Origin of the sequence: Roseateles sp. (genome assembly GCF_965229315.1) — a bacterium.
Lineage (GTDB): Bacteria > Pseudomonadota > Gammaproteobacteria > Burkholderiales > Burkholderiaceae_C > Pelomonas.
Genome location: NZ_CBDDJA010000002.1, coordinates 3499676 through 3515538 on the forward strand (window position 1 = coordinate 3499676; position 15863 = coordinate 3515538).

Annotated in this window: 9 protein-coding genes; 6 read left to right on the forward strand and 3 right to left on the reverse strand. The window is 70.9% G+C overall.

What is annotated here, in order from left to right:
• Nucleotides 1–56: 56 nt before the first annotated feature.
• Entirely contained in the window at nt 57–5675 is a 5619-nt protein-coding gene (uvrA, locus tag ACO07H_RS21005) for an excinuclease ABC subunit UvrA (protein ID WP_422017774.1), read from the reverse strand.
• Between the two features lie 196 nt (nt 5676–5871).
• Between uvrA and ACO07H_RS21010 the strand changes: the two genes are divergently transcribed.
• From ACO07H_RS21010 to ACO07H_RS21020, 3 genes are all read left to right on the forward strand, one after another.
• Nucleotides 5872–6384 carry a response regulator gene (locus ACO07H_RS21010; RefSeq protein ID WP_422017776.1) on the forward strand — a complete coding sequence of 171 codons (513 nt, stop codon included), beginning with the start codon at nt 5872–5874 and terminating at the stop codon, nt 6382–6384.
• 277 nt (nt 6385–6661) lie between these two features.
• On the forward strand, nt 6662–8263 hold the full coding sequence (locus tag ACO07H_RS21015) for a malonate--CoA ligase (RefSeq protein WP_422017778.1): 1602 nt from the start codon (nt 6662–6664) through the stop codon (nt 8261–8263).
• Between the two features lie 51 nt (nt 8264–8314).
• Nucleotides 8315–10948: a diguanylate cyclase domain-containing protein gene (locus ACO07H_RS21020; RefSeq protein ID WP_422017780.1), complete on the forward strand. Its 2634-nt coding sequence runs from the start codon at nt 8315–8317 to the stop codon at nt 10946–10948.
• Between the two features lie 38 nt (nt 10949–10986).
• Here ACO07H_RS21020 and ACO07H_RS21025 read toward each other — a convergent pair whose 3' ends face one another.
• Entirely contained in the window at nt 10987–11481 is a 495-nt protein-coding gene (locus ACO07H_RS21025; RefSeq protein WP_422017782.1) for a hypothetical protein, read from the reverse strand.
• Between the two features lie 32 nt (nt 11482–11513).
• On the reverse strand, nt 11514–12089 hold the full coding sequence (locus ACO07H_RS21030) for a hypothetical protein (RefSeq protein WP_422017784.1): 576 nt from the start codon (nt 12087–12089) through the stop codon (nt 11514–11516).
• 109 nt (nt 12090–12198) lie between these two features.
• Between ACO07H_RS21030 and ACO07H_RS21035 the strand changes: the two genes are divergently transcribed.
• From ACO07H_RS21035 to ACO07H_RS21045, 3 genes are read left to right on the forward strand one after another with little or no spacing between them, the layout of a single operon-like run.
• Nucleotides 12199–13881 carry a methyl-accepting chemotaxis protein gene (locus ACO07H_RS21035; protein WP_422017786.1) on the forward strand — a complete coding sequence of 561 codons (1683 nt, stop codon included), beginning with the start codon at nt 12199–12201 and terminating at the stop codon, nt 13879–13881.
• A 47-nt stretch (nt 13882–13928) separates the two neighbouring features.
• A complete protein-coding gene (locus ACO07H_RS21040; protein WP_422017788.1) occupies nt 13929–14843 on the forward strand; it encodes a dihydrodipicolinate synthase family protein in 915 nt (304 codons plus the stop codon).
• 8 nt (nt 14844–14851) lie between these two features.
• Nucleotides 14852–15796, forward strand: a complete 945-nt coding sequence (locus ACO07H_RS21045) for a 4-hydroxyproline epimerase (protein ID WP_422017790.1) — start codon at nt 14852–14854, stop codon at nt 15794–15796.
• The last annotated feature ends 67 nt before the right edge of the window (nt 15797–15863 follow it).

Sequence of the window (15863 nt, forward strand, 5' to 3'; positions counted from 1 at the left end):
GATAGTGAGGAGTCTCAATTTTTGAGAAACGTAGCGCTACTCAACCAGCAGAATTTTTAACCACGTCGCAGAACCGGTTTCAACGCCACACCCGTATGGCTTCCTGATGACACCACTTCCTCAGGAGTTCCCTCTATCACCACACGCCCGCCGGCATCGCCACCTTCCGGCCCCAGATCCAACACCCAGTCGGCTTCAGCAATCACATCCAGGTCATGCTCGATGACCACCACCGAGTGCCCGCCCGCCACCAGGCGGTGCAGCACCCGGATCAGCTTCTCCACGTCCGCCATGTGCAGCCCCACCGTCGGCTCGTCCAGCACGTACAGCGTGTGCGGCGCCTTCTGCCCGCGCCGGGCCACGTCGTCGCGCACCTTGACCAGCTCCGACACCAGCTTGATGCGCTGTGCCTCCCCGCCCGACAGCGTCGGTGACGGCTGGCCCAGCGTCAGGTAGCCCAGCCCGACGTCCTTCAGCAACTGCAGCGGGTGCGCGATGGACGGCATCGCCGCGAAGAACTCGACCGCCTCGTCCACCTCCATCGCCAGCACATCGCCGATGCTCTTGCCGCGCCAGGTCACGCCCAGTGTCTCGGGGTTGAAACGCTGGCCATGGCACTGGTCGCACGGCACCTTCACGTCCGGCAGGAAGCTCATCTCGATGGTCTTCATGCCCTGGCCCTCGCAGCCCGGGCAGCGGCCCGCGCCGGTGTTGAAGCTGAAGCGGGCCGGCGCATAGCCGCGCGCCTTGGCCTCCAGCGTCTCGGCAAAGAGCTTGCGGATGGCGTCCCAGAAGCCGATGTAGGTGGCCGGGCAGGAGCGCGGCGTCTTGCCGATGGGGGTCTGGTCGACCTCCAGCACGCGGTCCACCTGCTCGTGCCCTTCGATGCCGTCGCACCCGGTCCACTTCGCCGGTGCCTTGCGCAGCGGCACGGCCACGGCGATGTTGGCCAGCAGCACGTCGCGCGCCAGCGTCGATTTGCCCGAGCCGGACACGCCGGTCACGGCCACCAGCCGGTGCAGCGGCACGTCCACCGTCACGCCCTTGAGGTTGTGCAGCGACGCGTTCAGCACGGTCAGCCGGGGGGCATCCGCCTCGATGGCGCGCCGGGCCTGCAGCGGGTGGATCAACGGATGGGCCAGCATGCGGCCGGTGACTGAATCCGGCGCCAGCGCCAGCTCCGCCGCCGTGCCCTGGGCCACCACACGCCCGCCGCGTTTGCCGGCGCCCGGGCCGATGTCGATGATGTGGTCGGCGCGGCGGATGGTGTCCTCGTCGTGCTCAACGACGACCAGCGTGTTGCCCTTGTCGCCCAGCGTCGCCAGCGCCTTCAGCAGGATCTGGTTGTCGCGCGGGTGCAGGCCGATGGTGGGCTCGTCCAGCACGTAGCAGACACCCTGCAGGTTGCTGCCGAGCTGCGCGGCCAGGCGGATGCGCTGCGCCTCGCCACCGGACAGCGTGGGCGCCGCGCGGTCCAGCGTCAGGTAGCCCAGCCCCACCTCCTGCAGGAACTCCAGCCGGCCGAGGATCTCGCTGACCACGTCCCGCGCGATGTCGGCGTCGCGGCCTTCGAGGTGCAGCCCCTTCACCCAGGTGTGCGCGTCGCCCACGCTCCAGGCGGCTACGTCGCCGATGGCCTTGTGCTCGAACTCCACCGAGCGCGCCGTGGCATTGAGCCGCGTGCCGTGGCAATCCGGGCAGGCGGCGTCGGTCAGGCCTTCGACCTCGGCTTCCTCGGACGGAAAGCTCTGCTCGCGGCCGCGGTTGTCGTCGTCCTGCACGCTGTCGTCCAGCGCCTTGCGCTGCTCGCGCGTCAGCGCCAGGCCGGTGCCGACGCAGCTGGTGCACCAGCCGTGCTTGGAGTTGTACGAGAACAGCCGCGGGTCCAGCTCGGGGTAGCTGGTGCCGCAGACCGGGCAGGCGCGCTTGGTGGAGAACACCTTGACCGTGCCGACGCCGGCGCCGGTCGCGCCGCCCTCCAGTGTCAGGCCATCCAGGGGGCTGAGCAGGTGCAGCACGCCCTTGCCCACGTCCAGCGCGCGGGCCAGCAACTCACGCAGCTCGGCCTCGCGTTCGGGGGCGATGACGAGGTCGCCGACCGGCAGCTCCAGCGTGTGCTCCTTGAAGCGGTCGATGCGCGGCCACGGCGACGTGGGCAGGAACTCGCCGTCCACGCGCAGGTGCGTGTGGCCACGGCCCTTCGCCCATTTGGCGAGGTCGGTGTAGACGCCCTTGCGATTCACCACCAGCGGCGCGAGCAGGCCCACGTGCTGGCCACGGTAGTCGCGCATCAGCTGCGCGGCGATGGACTCGACGCTCTGCGGCTTCACCGGCGCGCCGTCGTTGACGCAATGCTGCACGCCCAGCTTCACGTAGAGCAGCCGCAGGAAGTGCCAGACCTCGGTGGTCGTCGCGACCGTGCTCTTGCGGCCGCCGCGGCTCAGGCGCTGCTCGATGGCCACGGTCGCCGGGATGCCCCACACCGCGTCCACCTCGGGCCGGCCGGCCGGCTGCACGATGCTGCGTGCGTAGGCGTTCAGCGACTCGAGGTAGCGGCGCTGGCCCTCGTTGAAGAGGATGTCGAAGGCCAGCGTGGACTTGCCCGAGCCGCTGACGCCGGTGACGACGTTGAACTTGCCGCGCGGGATGTCCACGCTCAGGCCCTTGAGGTTGTGCTCGCGGGCGTTGACGATCCTGATGGCTTCGTCCGCCTGGCGGCGTGCGCGCACGATGGCCTGCAGCGGCCGGCCTTCCTCCACAGCTATGGCCGGGCGGTCCATGTGCAGCGCGTAGTCGCGCAGCGCGGCGGCGGTGTGCGAGGTCGCGTGCGCGGTCACGTCTTCCGGCGTGCCGACGCAGACGATCTCGCCGCCGGTCTCGCCGCCCTCTGGCCCCAGGTCGATCAGCCAGTCGGCCGCGCGGATGACGTCCAGGTTGTGCTCGATGACGATCAGCGAATGGCCGGCGGACAGCAGCTTGCGCAGCGCGCGCATCAGCTTGGCGATGTCGTCGAAATGCAGGCCCGTCGTCGGCTCGTCGAACAGGAACAGCGTGCCCTTCTTGGCCACGCCAAAGCGCGGTGACGCGGCCGCCTCGGCGAGGAAGCCCGCGAGCTTCAGGCGCTGCGCCTCGCCGCCCGACAGCGTCGGCACCGGCTGGCCCAGGCGCACGTACTCCAGGCCCACGTCGACGATGGGCTGCAGCTTGGCGAGCACGGCGCGGTACGGGCTGAACAGGTCCACGGCCTCGGCGACCGTCAGCTCCAGCACGTCGGCCACGCTCAGGTCGCGGTCCTTCAACGCCAGCTTCACGTCCAGCATCTCGGCGCGGAAGCGCTTGCCGTCGCAGTCCGGGCAACGCAGGTAGACGTCGCTGAGGAACTGCATCTCGACATGCTCGAAGCCCGAGCCGCCGCAGGTCGGGCAGCGGCCGTCGCCGGCGTTGAAGCTGAACATGCCGGCCGTGTAGCTGCGCTCGCGCGCCACAGGTGCGTCGGCGAACAGCTTGCGGATCTCGTCGAAGGCGCCGACGTAGCTGGCCGGGTTGGAGCGCGCCGTCTTGCCGATGGGCGACTGGTCGACGAACACCGCATCGGCCAGGAAGTCGCCGCCCAGCAGCCGGTCGTGCGCACCGGGCGTCTCGGTGGCCTTGCCGAACTGGCGCGCCAGCGCGGGGTAGAGCACGTCCTGCATCAGCGTGCTCTTGCCCGAACCCGACACCCCGGTCACGACGACCAGCCGCTGCAGCGGGAAGGCGACGGACACGTCCTTCAGGTTGTGCTCGCGCACGCCTTCGAGGATGAGCTTGGGGCTTGACTCGTCCACCAGCCGCTTCAGGCCCATGCCGACATGCTTGCGCCCGCCCAGGTAGGCGCCGGTCAGCGTGTCCGCGCTGCGGATGTCTTCGGGTGTGCCGTCGTAGACGATCTGCCCGCCGCGCTCGCCGGGGCCGGGGCCCATGTCGATGAGGCGGTCAGCCGCCAGCATGACCGCCGGGTCATGCTCGACGACGACCAGCGTATTACCTGCATCGCGCAGCCGCTTCATCGCCTGCACGATGCGGCCCATGTCGCGCGGGTGCAGGCCGATGCTGGGCTCGTCCAGCACGAACAGCGTGTTGACCAGCGATGTGCCCAGGGCGGTGGTCAGGTTGATGCGCTGCACCTCGCCGCCGGACAGCGTGCGGCTCTGCCGGTCCAGCGTCAGGTAGCCCAGGCCCACGTCGCACAGGTAGCGGCTGCGGTGGCGGATCTCGTCCAGCAGCAGCTTCAGCGCCTCGTCCAGCATGGAGCTGGGCAGTTGCAGGCCATCGACGAAGTCGCGCAGGCGCTGGATGGGCAGCTGCATCAGGTCGTGCAGGCTGAGGCCCGGCAGCGCTTCGAGCTGTTCACGACGCCAGTCCACGCCCACCGGCAGGAAGCGCTGCGTGGCCGGCAGGGCCGCATCGGCCAGCGCCTTGCTGCCCACGCGCCACAGCAGCGCCTCGGTCTTCAGCCGCGCGCCGTGGCAGCTCGGGCATTCGGTGTAGCTGCGGTACTTGGACAGGAGCACACGGATGTGCATCTTGTAGGCCTTGCTCTCCAGGTACTCGAAGAAGCGCTTGACCCCGTACCACTGCTTGTTCCAGTTGCCGTTCCAGTTCGGCGTGCCGCCGATGACCCATTCGCGCTGCGCCGGGCTCAGCTCCTTCCACGGCGTGTCGCGCGGGATGCCGGCCTCGCCGGCGTACTTCAGCAAGTCGTCCTGGCTGTCCTTCCAGGCCGGCGTCTGCATGGGCTTGATCGCGCCGTTGCGCAGCGTCTTGCGGTCGTCCGGGATGACCAGGCCCAGGTCCACGCCGATGACGCGACCGAAGCCGCGGCAGGCCTCGCAGGCGCCGAAGGCGGAGTTGAACGAGAACAGCGCCGGCTGCGGATCGGCATAACGGATGTCGCTTTCGGGACAGTGCAGGCCGGTGGAGAAGCGCCACAGCGTCTCGCCCTGGTCGCCCACGTAGACGGCGAGCCGGCCCGAACCGCGCTTCAGCGACAGTTCGATGGCCTCCATCGCGCGCTGCTTGTCCGCGCCCTGGATGCGGAAGCGGTCGGCGACCACGTCCAGCACTTTCTTGCCGTCCACCTCGCGCTCGGCCTGCACGCGCGTGAAACCGCTGGCCGACAGCCATTGCTCGACCTGCTCGGCCGTCGTGTTGGCCGGCAGCTCGACGGGGAAGGTGAGCACCAATCTGGGGTCCTCAGCCACCGTGCGGTCCATCAGCGCCGCGTAGATGCTCTGCGCGGTGTCGTGCCGCACCGGCAGCGCCGTCTTGCGGTCGAACAGCTCCGCGGCCCGGGCGAAGAGCAGCTTCAGGTGGTCGTTCAGCTCCGTCATCGTGCCTACCGTGGAGCGGCTGGTGCGCACCGGGTTGGTCTGGTCGATGGCGATGGCCGGCGGCACGCCGTCCACCTTGTCCACGGCCGGGCGGTCCATGCGGTCCAGGAACTGGCGCGCGTAGGCCGAGAACGTCTCCACGTAACGGCGCTGGCCTTCGGCATACAGCGTGTCGAACACCAGGCTGGACTTGCCGGAGCCGCTCGGGCCGGTGACGACGGTCAGCTCCGCGGTGTGCAGGTCGAGGTCGAGATTCTTGAGGTTGTGCTGGCGGGCGCCTCGGATGCGGATCAGACCGTCGGACATGGTGGGTTCAAAACGACAAAGGCGAGCAGTGTAGGGAGCGGCGTTGACGAAAACTGTCAGCACGCAGGCCGACCTGCCAGGCGGCGACCCACCGCATATTTGAGGGTCGTCGGTTGCGCGCGGCCCCGGCAACGGCAACAATGGCCGCGCCCGTCAAAGGGCTGATAACAACGAGTCGTGAATCGAGGACATGGGGATGGACAAGTTGAGGCTGCCTGGGGCCGTGCTGTTGCAAGCGCCCGTCTGGCTGAGCGCTGGCGCTGACGGCACCGACGCCGATGCGCCTGACACCGCCCCGCGGGCCGTGCCCCTGGGCCGGCACCAACCCCAGGTGCTGCTGGTGGAAGACAACCACATCAACCAGGTCGTCGCGCTCGAATTCCTTTCGCTGATGGGCCTGCAGGCCCGCCTGGCCAAGAATGGCCTGGAAGCGTTGGCGGCCTGCGCCGACGCGGCCCCCGACCTCGTGCTGATGGACATCCAGATGCCGGGCATGGACGGCCTGGAATGCGCCCGTCGCCTGCGCGCGCTGCAGCGCGAGGGCACGCTGGCCCCCTTCCCCATCCTGGCGCTGACCGCGCATGCACTGGATGCCGACGTGGCCGCCAGCATCGACGCGGGCATGGACGAGCACCTGACCAAGCCGCTGGACTTCGTCGCGCTGCGCACCCGGCTGCAGCGCTGGCTGAAACTGCCCGAGCCGAATTGAGGCCCCTCGTCCGGCCGCGCCGCTGAACGCGTGCGCGGCCGGCCGGTCTTGCAGACCGCGCTGCGGCAACGCCGCAGCTCTTCGGCAGGCACAGTGCGCCCACTGGGCGCACTGTGTCCGGCCTCAGCCCCCGAGGGGACGGCGATGCCGGCGGCATCGAGCCGCCAGCACATCGCCAGCGCGGGCCGGCTTGGGGCGGCCCGACGCTCGGCCCGCAAGTGATGCACGACGGCCGCGGCCCCGGGGTCTCGTGGCGGGCTTCGATAATCGCGCGGCCATGAACCTCTACACCGCCCTGCGCGCCGGCTTTCCGGCCGACCTCGCCGCGACCGCCATCGACGCCGAGGGCGCCCTCTACAGCTGGCGCGACCTCGAACGCGGCAGCGCGATGATGGCCAACTGGCTGGCGAAGCTGGAGCTGCCCGCCGACAGCCGCGTCGCCGTGCACACGGACAAGAGCGTCGAGGGTTTGATCCTGTACCTCGCCGTGCTGCGCGCCGGCCACGTCTACCTGCCGCTGAACCCGGCTTACCACGCGGCCGAGCTGGCGCACTTCATCGCCGACGCCGCGCCGGCCGTCGTCGTCTGCGCCGGCAGGAATTTCGGCTGGATCAGCAAGCTGGCGTTCCAGCGCGGCGTGCGCTGGGTGTTCACGCTGAACGACGACCGCAGCGGCACGCTGCTGGACCGTTCGTCGCAGATGAGCGACGTGCACGCGCCCGCCGAACGCGGCACCGACGACCTGGCCGCCATCCTCTACACCAGCGGCACCACCGGGCGCAGCAAAGGCGCGATGCTCAGCCACGGCAATTTGCTGTCCAACGCACAGACGCTGCAAAGCTACTGGGACTGGAAAAGACCCCAGCCCCCCAACCTGGCGCAAAGCGCCTGGCCCTCCGAGGGGGGCGAACCGGCCCGGGCGCGGCCCCGCGCCGGTTCCGGCGACGTGCTGCTGCACGCGCTGCCCATCTTCCATGTCCACGGCCTCTTCGTCGCGTCGCACGGCGCATTGCTGAACGGCAGCAAGATGATCTGGTTCAACCGCTTCGACCCGGGCATCGTGGCGCGCCGGCTACCCGAGGCGACCGTCTTCATGGGCGTGCCGACGCTCTACACGCGGCTGCTGCACGAGCCCACGCTGACGCGCGACAACTGCGCCGGCATGCGCCTGTTCATCAGCGGCTCGGCCCCGCTGCTGGCCGAGACGTGGATGGCCTGGTTCGAGCGCACCGGCCACCAGATCCTGGAGCGCTACGGCATGAGCGAGACGCTGATGCTGACCTCCAACCCCTGCAGGCCCGCGGACGGCGAGCGCCGCCCCGGCACCGTGGGCCGCGCGCTGCCCGGCGTGGGCCTGCGCATCGTGCGCGACGACGGCCAGGCCTGCGCGGCCGGCGAGATCGGCCATGTGCAGGTGCGCGGCCCGAACGTGTTCAGCGGCTACTGGCAGATGCCCGAGAAGACGGCCGAGGAATTCACGGTCGACGGCTGGTTCAAGACGGGCGACGTCGGCCAGATGGACGATGCCGGCGTGCTGACACTGATCGGCCGCAGCAAGGACCTCATCATCAGCGGCGGCTTCAACGTCTACCCGGCCGAGGTGGAGGGTTTCCTCAACGAGTTGCCGGGCGTGGGCGAATCCGCCGTCGTCGGCGTGCCGCACCCGGACTTCGGCGAGGCCGTCGTCGCCGTCGTCACCGCGCGCGCCGGGCAACTGCCGGCGCCTGACGCGCTCATCCTCGCGCTGAAGGACCGCATCGCCGGGTTCAAGGTGCCCAAGCGCGTCATCGTGCAGGCCGAGCTGCCGCGCAACGCGATGGGCAAGGTGCAGAAGAAGCTGCTGCGCGAGCAATACGCCGGTCTTTTCGCCGCGCCGTAGGCGCTCGCCGGGATGGGCGGGGCGCACAATCTTCGCAGCCCCCACCCGTTGATGAGCGCCACGACTTCGCCCAGCGACCCGCCACACAGCACCGCGCAACACCGCCTCGCACGCCGCTGGCGCTGGCGTGACCGCGCGCTGGTGCTGGCCCCGGCGCTGGCCTTCGGCCTGGTCATCCTGACGCTGTGGGCCGCCGTCGCCTGGTACGTCATCCAGCAACCCGGCGAGCTGCGCGCCCAGCAGCGCCGCGAGCTGGCGACGGCCGTGCGCACCGTGGCGATGCAGACCGAGCCCGTGCTGCGCCAGGCCGAGAGCGCGATGCGCCTGGTCGACCTGTGGCTCAACAGCCGCCGCGGTGAAGAGCCGCTGGCCGACCCGTCGCTGGCGCAGCTCGCAGAGGGTGTGCGCAACAGCTCGAGCCGGCTGGTCGACGTGATGCTCGTCGCGCGCACCGGCAAGGTCCGCCGCCTGCAGGCCGGTGCCGAAGACGACGGCGCCAGCATCCAGGGCACCACCGCGTTCACGCAGGCGGCAGGCGCGGTCGCCGACGGCTTCGTGCTGGGCCTGCCGCTGCAGCTGGGCGGCCGCGCCGACGACGACCACCCCCGCCTGCCGCTGCTGATGCGCCTGTCGCGCCCGCTGGAGGACTACGACATGGTCATGGCCGTGGTGGACCTGCAGCGGCTGCGCGACGTGCACAGCCTGTTCACGCCGCAGCCCACCGCGTCCCTGGTCCTGCTGCGCAGCGACGGCCTGGCCTTGTCGCGCCAGCCCGACGCGCCGGGCTTCGTCGGCCGCAACCTGTTCGACCAGTTCCCCGCGTCGCGCCGCGAGCTGAGCGACAACGACGGTGTCTTCTCCAGCACCGGCGCCTCCACGGACGGCCGGGCACGCATCGGCGCCTACGTGACGCTGGGCGACTTCGGCCTCAAGCTGCTGATGTCCGACACCGAGGACGCCACGCTCGCCGACCACCGCCGCCAGCGCGCTGCCGTGCTGGCCGCAGCGCTCCTGGCCACGGTGGGCCTGGTGCTGCTGGCGCGCTGGCTGGCCCTGATGCAACGCTCCGCGCGACTGCGCGAAGCGGCGCTGCAGGCCACCAGCAACGCCATGCCGCTGGGCCTGTTCCGCAGCGACGAGGCGGGCCGCATCGTCTACGTGAACGACAGCTACCTGCGCGTGCATGGCATGAAGCGCGAGGACATCGCCTGGGGCTGGACGCAGCTGGTGCAGCCCGAGCAGCGCGACATGCTGATCCAGCGCTGGAAGCACCACATGGCCACCGGCGAACCCATCGACATGGTGCGCAAGATGAAGCGCGGCGACGACGGCCGCATCCGCTGGATCTCGATGCGCAGCGCGCCCATCGTCATCAACGGCCAGGTGGCCGGCCAGGCGGGCACGGTGGAAGACGTGACCGAGCACGGCGAGCAGGAGAAGGCCCGCCAGACGCTGGCCGCCATCTTCGACATGACGCCCGACATCATCTGCCAGGCGCGCGAGGACGGTCGCGTGGTCTACCTGAACCCGGCCGCGCGGCAGCGCCTGGGGTTGGCGGCGGACGCGCCGCTGGACCACGAGCACGTCTCCCGCTATTTCTCGCCCGAGCAGCTGGACCTGTACCGGCGCGACGTGCTGCCGGTGGCGCTGCGCGAGGGCCACTGGCGTGGCCGTGCCCGCGTGCAGCTCGGCGGCGATGCGCTGCCATTCGACTGCACCGTGCTGATGCACCGCGACGTGCGCGGCCGCGTGGAAACCATCTCCGTCATCCTGCGCGACGTGTCCGCGCAGGTCCGCGCGCAGCGTGAACGCGAGCGCAGCGAGGCCATGCTGCTGGCCGTCGCGCACACGGCGCGTGCGCAGTTCCTCGTCGGCGACACGCGCGGCCACGTGATCTTCTTCAACGCCGCCTTCGAGCAGCAGCGCGGCATCCGGCTGCAGGACTGGGTGGGCCAACCGCTGGCCGAGCTGTTCGGCCCGGCCGACTACGCGCCGCGCGCGCCGCTGATCGCCTCGGCACTGGCCGGTGAGACACGCCGCGCGGACGTGGCCAGCAGCAGCCCCGACCGCGATGGCCGCAGCTTCGACCTGCAGTACGCGCCGCTGCGCGTGCAGAGCGGGCAGATCGAAGGCGTCATCGGCATCGAGGTCGACGTGACCGAAGCCCGCCGCGAGGAAACCCGGCTGCGCCTGGCGTCGCAGACCGACGCGCTGACCCAGTTGCTGAACCGCGCCGGCTTCGACGATGGCGCGCGCCGCCTGCTGGCCGACCGCTCGGGCCGCCGCGTGGCGCTGCTCTACCTGGATCTCGACCGGTTCAAGCCCGTCAACGACCAGCACGGCCACCCGACCGGCGACGCGCTGCTGAAGGCCGTCGCGCTGCGCCTGCGCCACGCGCTGCGGCCCAGCGACCTGGTCGCGCGGCTGGGGGGCGACGAGTTCGCCGTGCTGCTGCCGGCGCTGCACCAGGACGCGGATGCCGCCACGGTGGCCGACAAGCTGCTGCACGCCATCAGCCTGCCGTATCACATCGGCGAACTGGAGCTGAAGATCGGCGTGAGCCTGGGCTGCTGCCTCGCGACGATGGGCGCCGTCACGCTGGAGGCGCTGGTCGCGCAGGCGGATGCGCGGCTGTACGAGGCCAAGCGCGCGGGGCGCGGCTGCTGGCGCGGCGGCAGCCTGTGATCCGCATGTGATCGGCCGGTGCGCCGGTCGCTATCAGCTCATGCGGCCATGCCGTTCCAGAGTTCCTTCAGCGCCAGCTGCAGCACGCGCGCATCGCTGCTGGCGCGGTGGCGGGACAAGCGCATGCGTCGGCGTACCGTGTCGGTCACGCCGCGCCAGCGCTGTGCCTCGTCCTCGTTGAGCAGGCGGCGCAGGTCATCCAGCCGAAAGCTGGGCTGCAGGCCGGCGGCATCGAACAGCCGCCCCAGCCAGGGGTAGTCCTGGCCCCAGCCGTCGCAATAGACGACCTGGCCGGCCAGCCGCGCGTTGATCTGCTCGGCCATCCACTGCACCGGGCGGCCATGGCGTTGCAACAGCTCGCGGCTGATGCCATGCAACGTCTCGGCGGCAGCGTCCCAGTGCTGCCACTCGGGTTCGGGGCGGATCAGGCTGCAGAACAAAGCGCCGTCGGTGCCGATGAAGCCGATCTCGATCGGATAGCTGCCCCGGCCGAAACCGGAGGCCTCGATGTCGAGGATGGCGGGGAGTTCCATGGGGCCGCAGTGTGTCAGGCCCGTCACCGAAGTTACACAGGGTTGTCGATGACGCCTTCGTGTTCGAACAGCGCCAGCGCTGCGCGACCGACCTGGCGCGTGTCCCAGTAGGCATAGGCGCCCACGCCCGCCGCACCCACCAGCGGCACCCAGCGCGACAGCACGCGGCCGGCGGCCTGCTGGCTGAGCTGCATGCCCACCGCCGTGGCCACGCTGCGCAGCACCGCCTGGGCGGCCGGCCGCACCAGCACGCGCTCGCCGACGCGCACCGACAGGTCGCGCAGCGCCTGCGCCGCCGTGTGGCGGAACAGGCACCACAGCATCTGCGAGGGCCCCAGCTCGGCGCTGCGGCCATACAGCGCCGCCACGTCCGCCACGAGCTGGCGCTGGATGCGCCACACGGCCAGCATCTCCGGCGCGATGGTGGCCCAGCCCAGCGGCCCGACGGGCAGGGCCAGCGTGCCGGCCGCCAGCGCGGCCTTGCTGGCGGCACCGTCGATGACGCGGGTCGCCGCGTCGCGCGGCCGCGGGCTGCGGGCGACGTCGGGCTCCGGTGGCGTGGCCACCAGCGCCAGCACGCGGTCGCCGAGATTCACATTGCTGCTCATGCCTAACTCCAAGCGTCGATGGCGGCATTAGTGCACGCACGCCGCTCGCATCGAGCCCAAAGAATGACACAGACTCGTGCCCCCCATGCCAGACACAAGAAACACCGTCATGAATTACCTCACCGACCTGCGCATCGGCCTGCGGCTGGGCCTGGCCTTTGCCGTCTGCATCGCCTTCAGCGTGTTGCTGGCCGCCTATGCGCGCAACGCGCTGATGCACATCAACGACGAGCTGGCGCTGATGGTCGTGGACCGCATGGTCAAGGTCGAGCGGCTGGAGCAGGTCAAGCACAACCTGTCCACCATCGGCCAGGCCGCCCGCAACCTGGTGCTGCTGCCCGATCCGGCCGCGAAGCGGCAGGAGCTGGCCATCATCGACACCGCGCGCGCCGGCAATGGCGAACTGATGAAGACGCTGGGCGACTCGATCACGTCCGAGAAGGGCCGGCAACTGCTGCGTGCCGCCACCGACGCGCGCACGCCCTACAACGCCGCCGTGCAGCGCGTCATCGACCTCGGGCTGAAGGACGAGGCCGAGACGGCGCGCGACCTGCTCGTGGGCGAGACGCACCAGCTGCAACAGCAGTACGCCTCGGCGCTGGACGGGCTGATCGCCTTCCAGAAGACGCTGATGAAGGATGCCGCCCAGACGACCGACGACCTCGTGGACTTTGCCGCCATCGCGGTGCTCGTGGCCGCCGCCGCTGCGGTCGCGGCCGGCGCGGCGCTGGCCTGGCTGATCACGCGCTCGGTCGTCGCGCCGATCCGGCAGGCCGTCACCGCCGCCGAAACGGTGGCAGCGGGCGACCTGCGCCTGCGCCTGGCCACGACGCGCAAGGACGAGGCCGGCCAGCTGCTGGCGGCGCTGCAGCGCATGAACGACGCACTGGTGGGCATCGTCGGCAAGGTGCGCGGCAACGCGGACAGCGTGGCGACGGCCAGCGGCCAGATCGCGCAGGGCAATGCCGACCTGAGCCAGCGCACCGAGGAACAGGCGAGCAACCTGCAGCAGACGGCGGCGTCGATGGAGCAGCTCAGCGCCACCGTCACCCACAACACCGACACGGCCCGCCAGGCGGCCCAGCTCGCCGGCAGCGCCGCACGCGTGGCCGAGAACGGCGGCCAGGTCATGGGCCAGGTGGTCGGCACGATGGCGCAGATCACCGAGAGCGCCAGGCAGATCGCCGACATCATCGTCACCATCGACGGCATCGCGTTCCAGACCAACATCCTGGCGCTGAACGCCGCCGTGGAGGCCGCGCGCGCCGGCGAGCAGGGCCGCGGCTTCGCGGTCGTGGCCGGCGAGGTGCGGCTGCTCGCGCAGCGCAGCGCCGAGGCGGCGCGCGAGATCAAGACGCTGATCCATGCCAGCGTCGAGCGCGTGGAGGCCGGCAACCACCTGGTGGGCGAAGCCGGCCGCACGATGGGCGAGGTGGTGGGCCAGGTGCAGCGCGTGGCGGACCTGATCAGCGAGATCAGCGACGCCAGCACCGAGCAGGGCCAAGGCATCGCGCAGATCGGCGATGCGGTCAGCCAGCTCGACCAGGTCACGCAGCAGAACGCCGCGCTGGTGGAGGAAAGCGCCGCGGCGGCCGAGAGCCTGCGCGTCCAGGCCGGCCAGCTCGCCGCGGCGGTGTCGACCTTCAGGCTCGACGCGGCTGCGGCGCCCACGGCCGCTGCCAGGCGCGCCCCGACGCGGCCGGACGCGGCCGCCAGCGCTGCCTACGCCAAGCCGCGCCTGGCGCCGGCGGCCGCCAGCGCTGTGGCCGACGACGACTGGGCATCGTTCTGACGCCGTAGTTGCGCCATCATGGGGGTCCCTGAGCCGGAGCCCCACCGATGCACCACGTTCCCTGGCGCGGCATCTTCCCCGCCGTCACGACCAAGTTCCACGCCGACGAGAGCCTGGACTTCGCCGGCACCGCACGGCACATCGACTTCCAGATCCGCAACGGCATCCACGGCGTGGTCTGCTGCGGCTCGCTGGGCGAGGCCAGCACGCTGACGCTGGACGAGAAGCTCGCGGTGGCCCGCTGCGCGCTGGATGCGGCCAACGGCCGCGTGCCGGTGCTGGCCACCGTGTCCGAGACCAGCACGCGCGAGGCGCTGCGCTTCATCGAGGGCGCCAACGCACTGGGCGTGGCCGGCTACATGGTCATGCCCTCGGTCATCTACGTGGCCGACGCGCGCGAGGCCATGGCCAACGTGCGCGCCTTCGCCAGCGCGGCGCAGCGGCCGCTGATGGTCTACAACAACCCGGTGGCCTACCGCGTGGACCTGAAGCCCGAGCACTTCGCCGAACTGGCGGACTGCGAACACGTCGCCGCCATCAAGGAGAGCAGCGGCGACGTGACCCGCATCACCGACCTGCGCAACCTGCTGGGCGACCGCTACCAGCTCTTCATGGGCGTGGACGACCTGGCCTTCGAAGGCCTGGCGCTGGGCTGCGACGGCCTGCTGGCGGGCGTGGGCTGCGCCTTCCCGCGCGAGACGGTGGCCTTGTTCGACCTCATGCAGCAGGGCCGCTGGCACGAGGCCCGCGCCATCTACCGCTGGATGACGCCGCTGCTGCACCTGGACGTGTCCACCAAGCTGGTGCAGAACCTCAAGCTCATCGACGCGCTGGTGGGCGTGGGCAGCGAGCACATGCGCCGCCCGCGGCTGCCGCTGGTCGGCGCCGAGCGCGCTCAGGTCGAGGCGCTGGTGGCGAAGGCGCTGGCGACGCGGCCGGCGCAGTGGCAGTCGCAACCGTGAGCCCCGCCATGGAACGCCTCGTCATCATCGACTCGCACACCGGCGGCGAGCCGACGCGCGTGGTCATCGGCGGCTTCCCGGACCTGGGCACCGGCACCATGGCAGAGCGCCGCGAGCGGCTGGCCCGCGAGCACGACCGCTACCGCCGCGCCACGCTGCTGGAGCCGCGCGGCAGCGACGTGCTGGTGGGCGCGCTGCTGTGCACGCCCAAGGACCCGGCGCACACGGCCGGCGTGATCTTCTTCAACAACGCCGGGTATCTGGGCATGTGCGGCCACGGCACCATCGGCCTGATCGCGACGCTGGCCCACATCGGCCAGCTCGCCACCGGCGAGCATGTCATCGAGACGCCGGTGGGCGACGTCACCGCCACGCTGCACGCGGATGGCCGCGTCAGCGTGCGCAACGTGCCGGCGTACCGCCTGGCCGCCGGCGTGCGCGTGACGCTGCCGACCGGCCAGACGGTGACCGGCGACATCGCCTGGGGCGGCAACTGGTTCTTCCTGTGCGCCGACCACGGCCAGGAGGTCGCGCCCGCGCACGTCGCCGCGCTCACCGACTACGCCGCGATGCTGGGCGAGGCGCTGCACGCGCAAGGCCACCGGGGCCGGGACGGCGCGGTCATCGACCACATCGAGCTGTTCGCCGACGCCGACCCGGCACTGGCCGACTCGCGCAGCTTCGTGCTGTGCCCGGGCCGCCAGTACGACCGGTCGCCCTGCGGCACCGGCACCAGCGCCAAGCTGGCCTGCCTGGCGGCCGACGGCAAGCTGGCGCCTGGCCACGTGTGGCGCCAGGCCAGCGTCATCGGCAGCGTGTTCGAAGGCTGGTACGAGGCCGCCGGGGGACAGGTCGTGCCGACCATCCGCGGCCAGGCCTTCATCAGCGCCGAGGCCACGCTGATCGTCGACCCGGCCGACCCGTTCGCCTGGGGCCTGCCCGGCAGCCCATGATTTACCTTCAGTCGCGAAGGCCTTGACAAGCTGAAACGCGTCAGCGGCCGCGGCGGCGGCAAACTTG

Coding starts and splice junctions, on each gene's coding strand:
- ACO07H_RS21025 (WP_422017782.1), bottom strand. CDS start 11,481: ATGGAACTCCCCGCCATCCTCGACATCGAGGCCTCCGGTTTCGGCCGG.
- ACO07H_RS21010 (WP_422017776.1), top strand. CDS start 5,872: ATGGACAAGTTGAGGCTGCCTGGGGCCGTGCTGTTGCAAGCGCCCGTC.
- ACO07H_RS21015 (WP_422017778.1), top strand. CDS start 6,662: ATGAACCTCTACACCGCCCTGCGCGCCGGCTTTCCGGCCGACCTCGCC.
- ACO07H_RS21040 (WP_422017788.1), top strand. CDS start 13,929: ATGCACCACGTTCCCTGGCGCGGCATCTTCCCCGCCGTCACGACCAAG.
- ACO07H_RS21035 (WP_422017786.1), top strand. CDS start 12,199: ATGAATTACCTCACCGACCTGCGCATCGGCCTGCGGCTGGGCCTGGCC.
- ACO07H_RS21020 (WP_422017780.1), top strand. CDS start 8,315: ATGAGCGCCACGACTTCGCCCAGCGACCCGCCACACAGCACCGCGCAA.
- uvrA (WP_422017774.1), bottom strand. CDS start 5,675: ATGTCCGACGGTCTGATCCGCATCCGAGGCGCCCGCCAGCACAACCTC.
- ACO07H_RS21030 (WP_422017784.1), bottom strand. CDS start 12,089: ATGAGCAGCAATGTGAATCTCGGCGACCGCGTGCTGGCGCTGGTGGCC.
- ACO07H_RS21045 (WP_422017790.1), top strand. CDS start 14,852: ATGGAACGCCTCGTCATCATCGACTCGCACACCGGCGGCGAGCCGACG.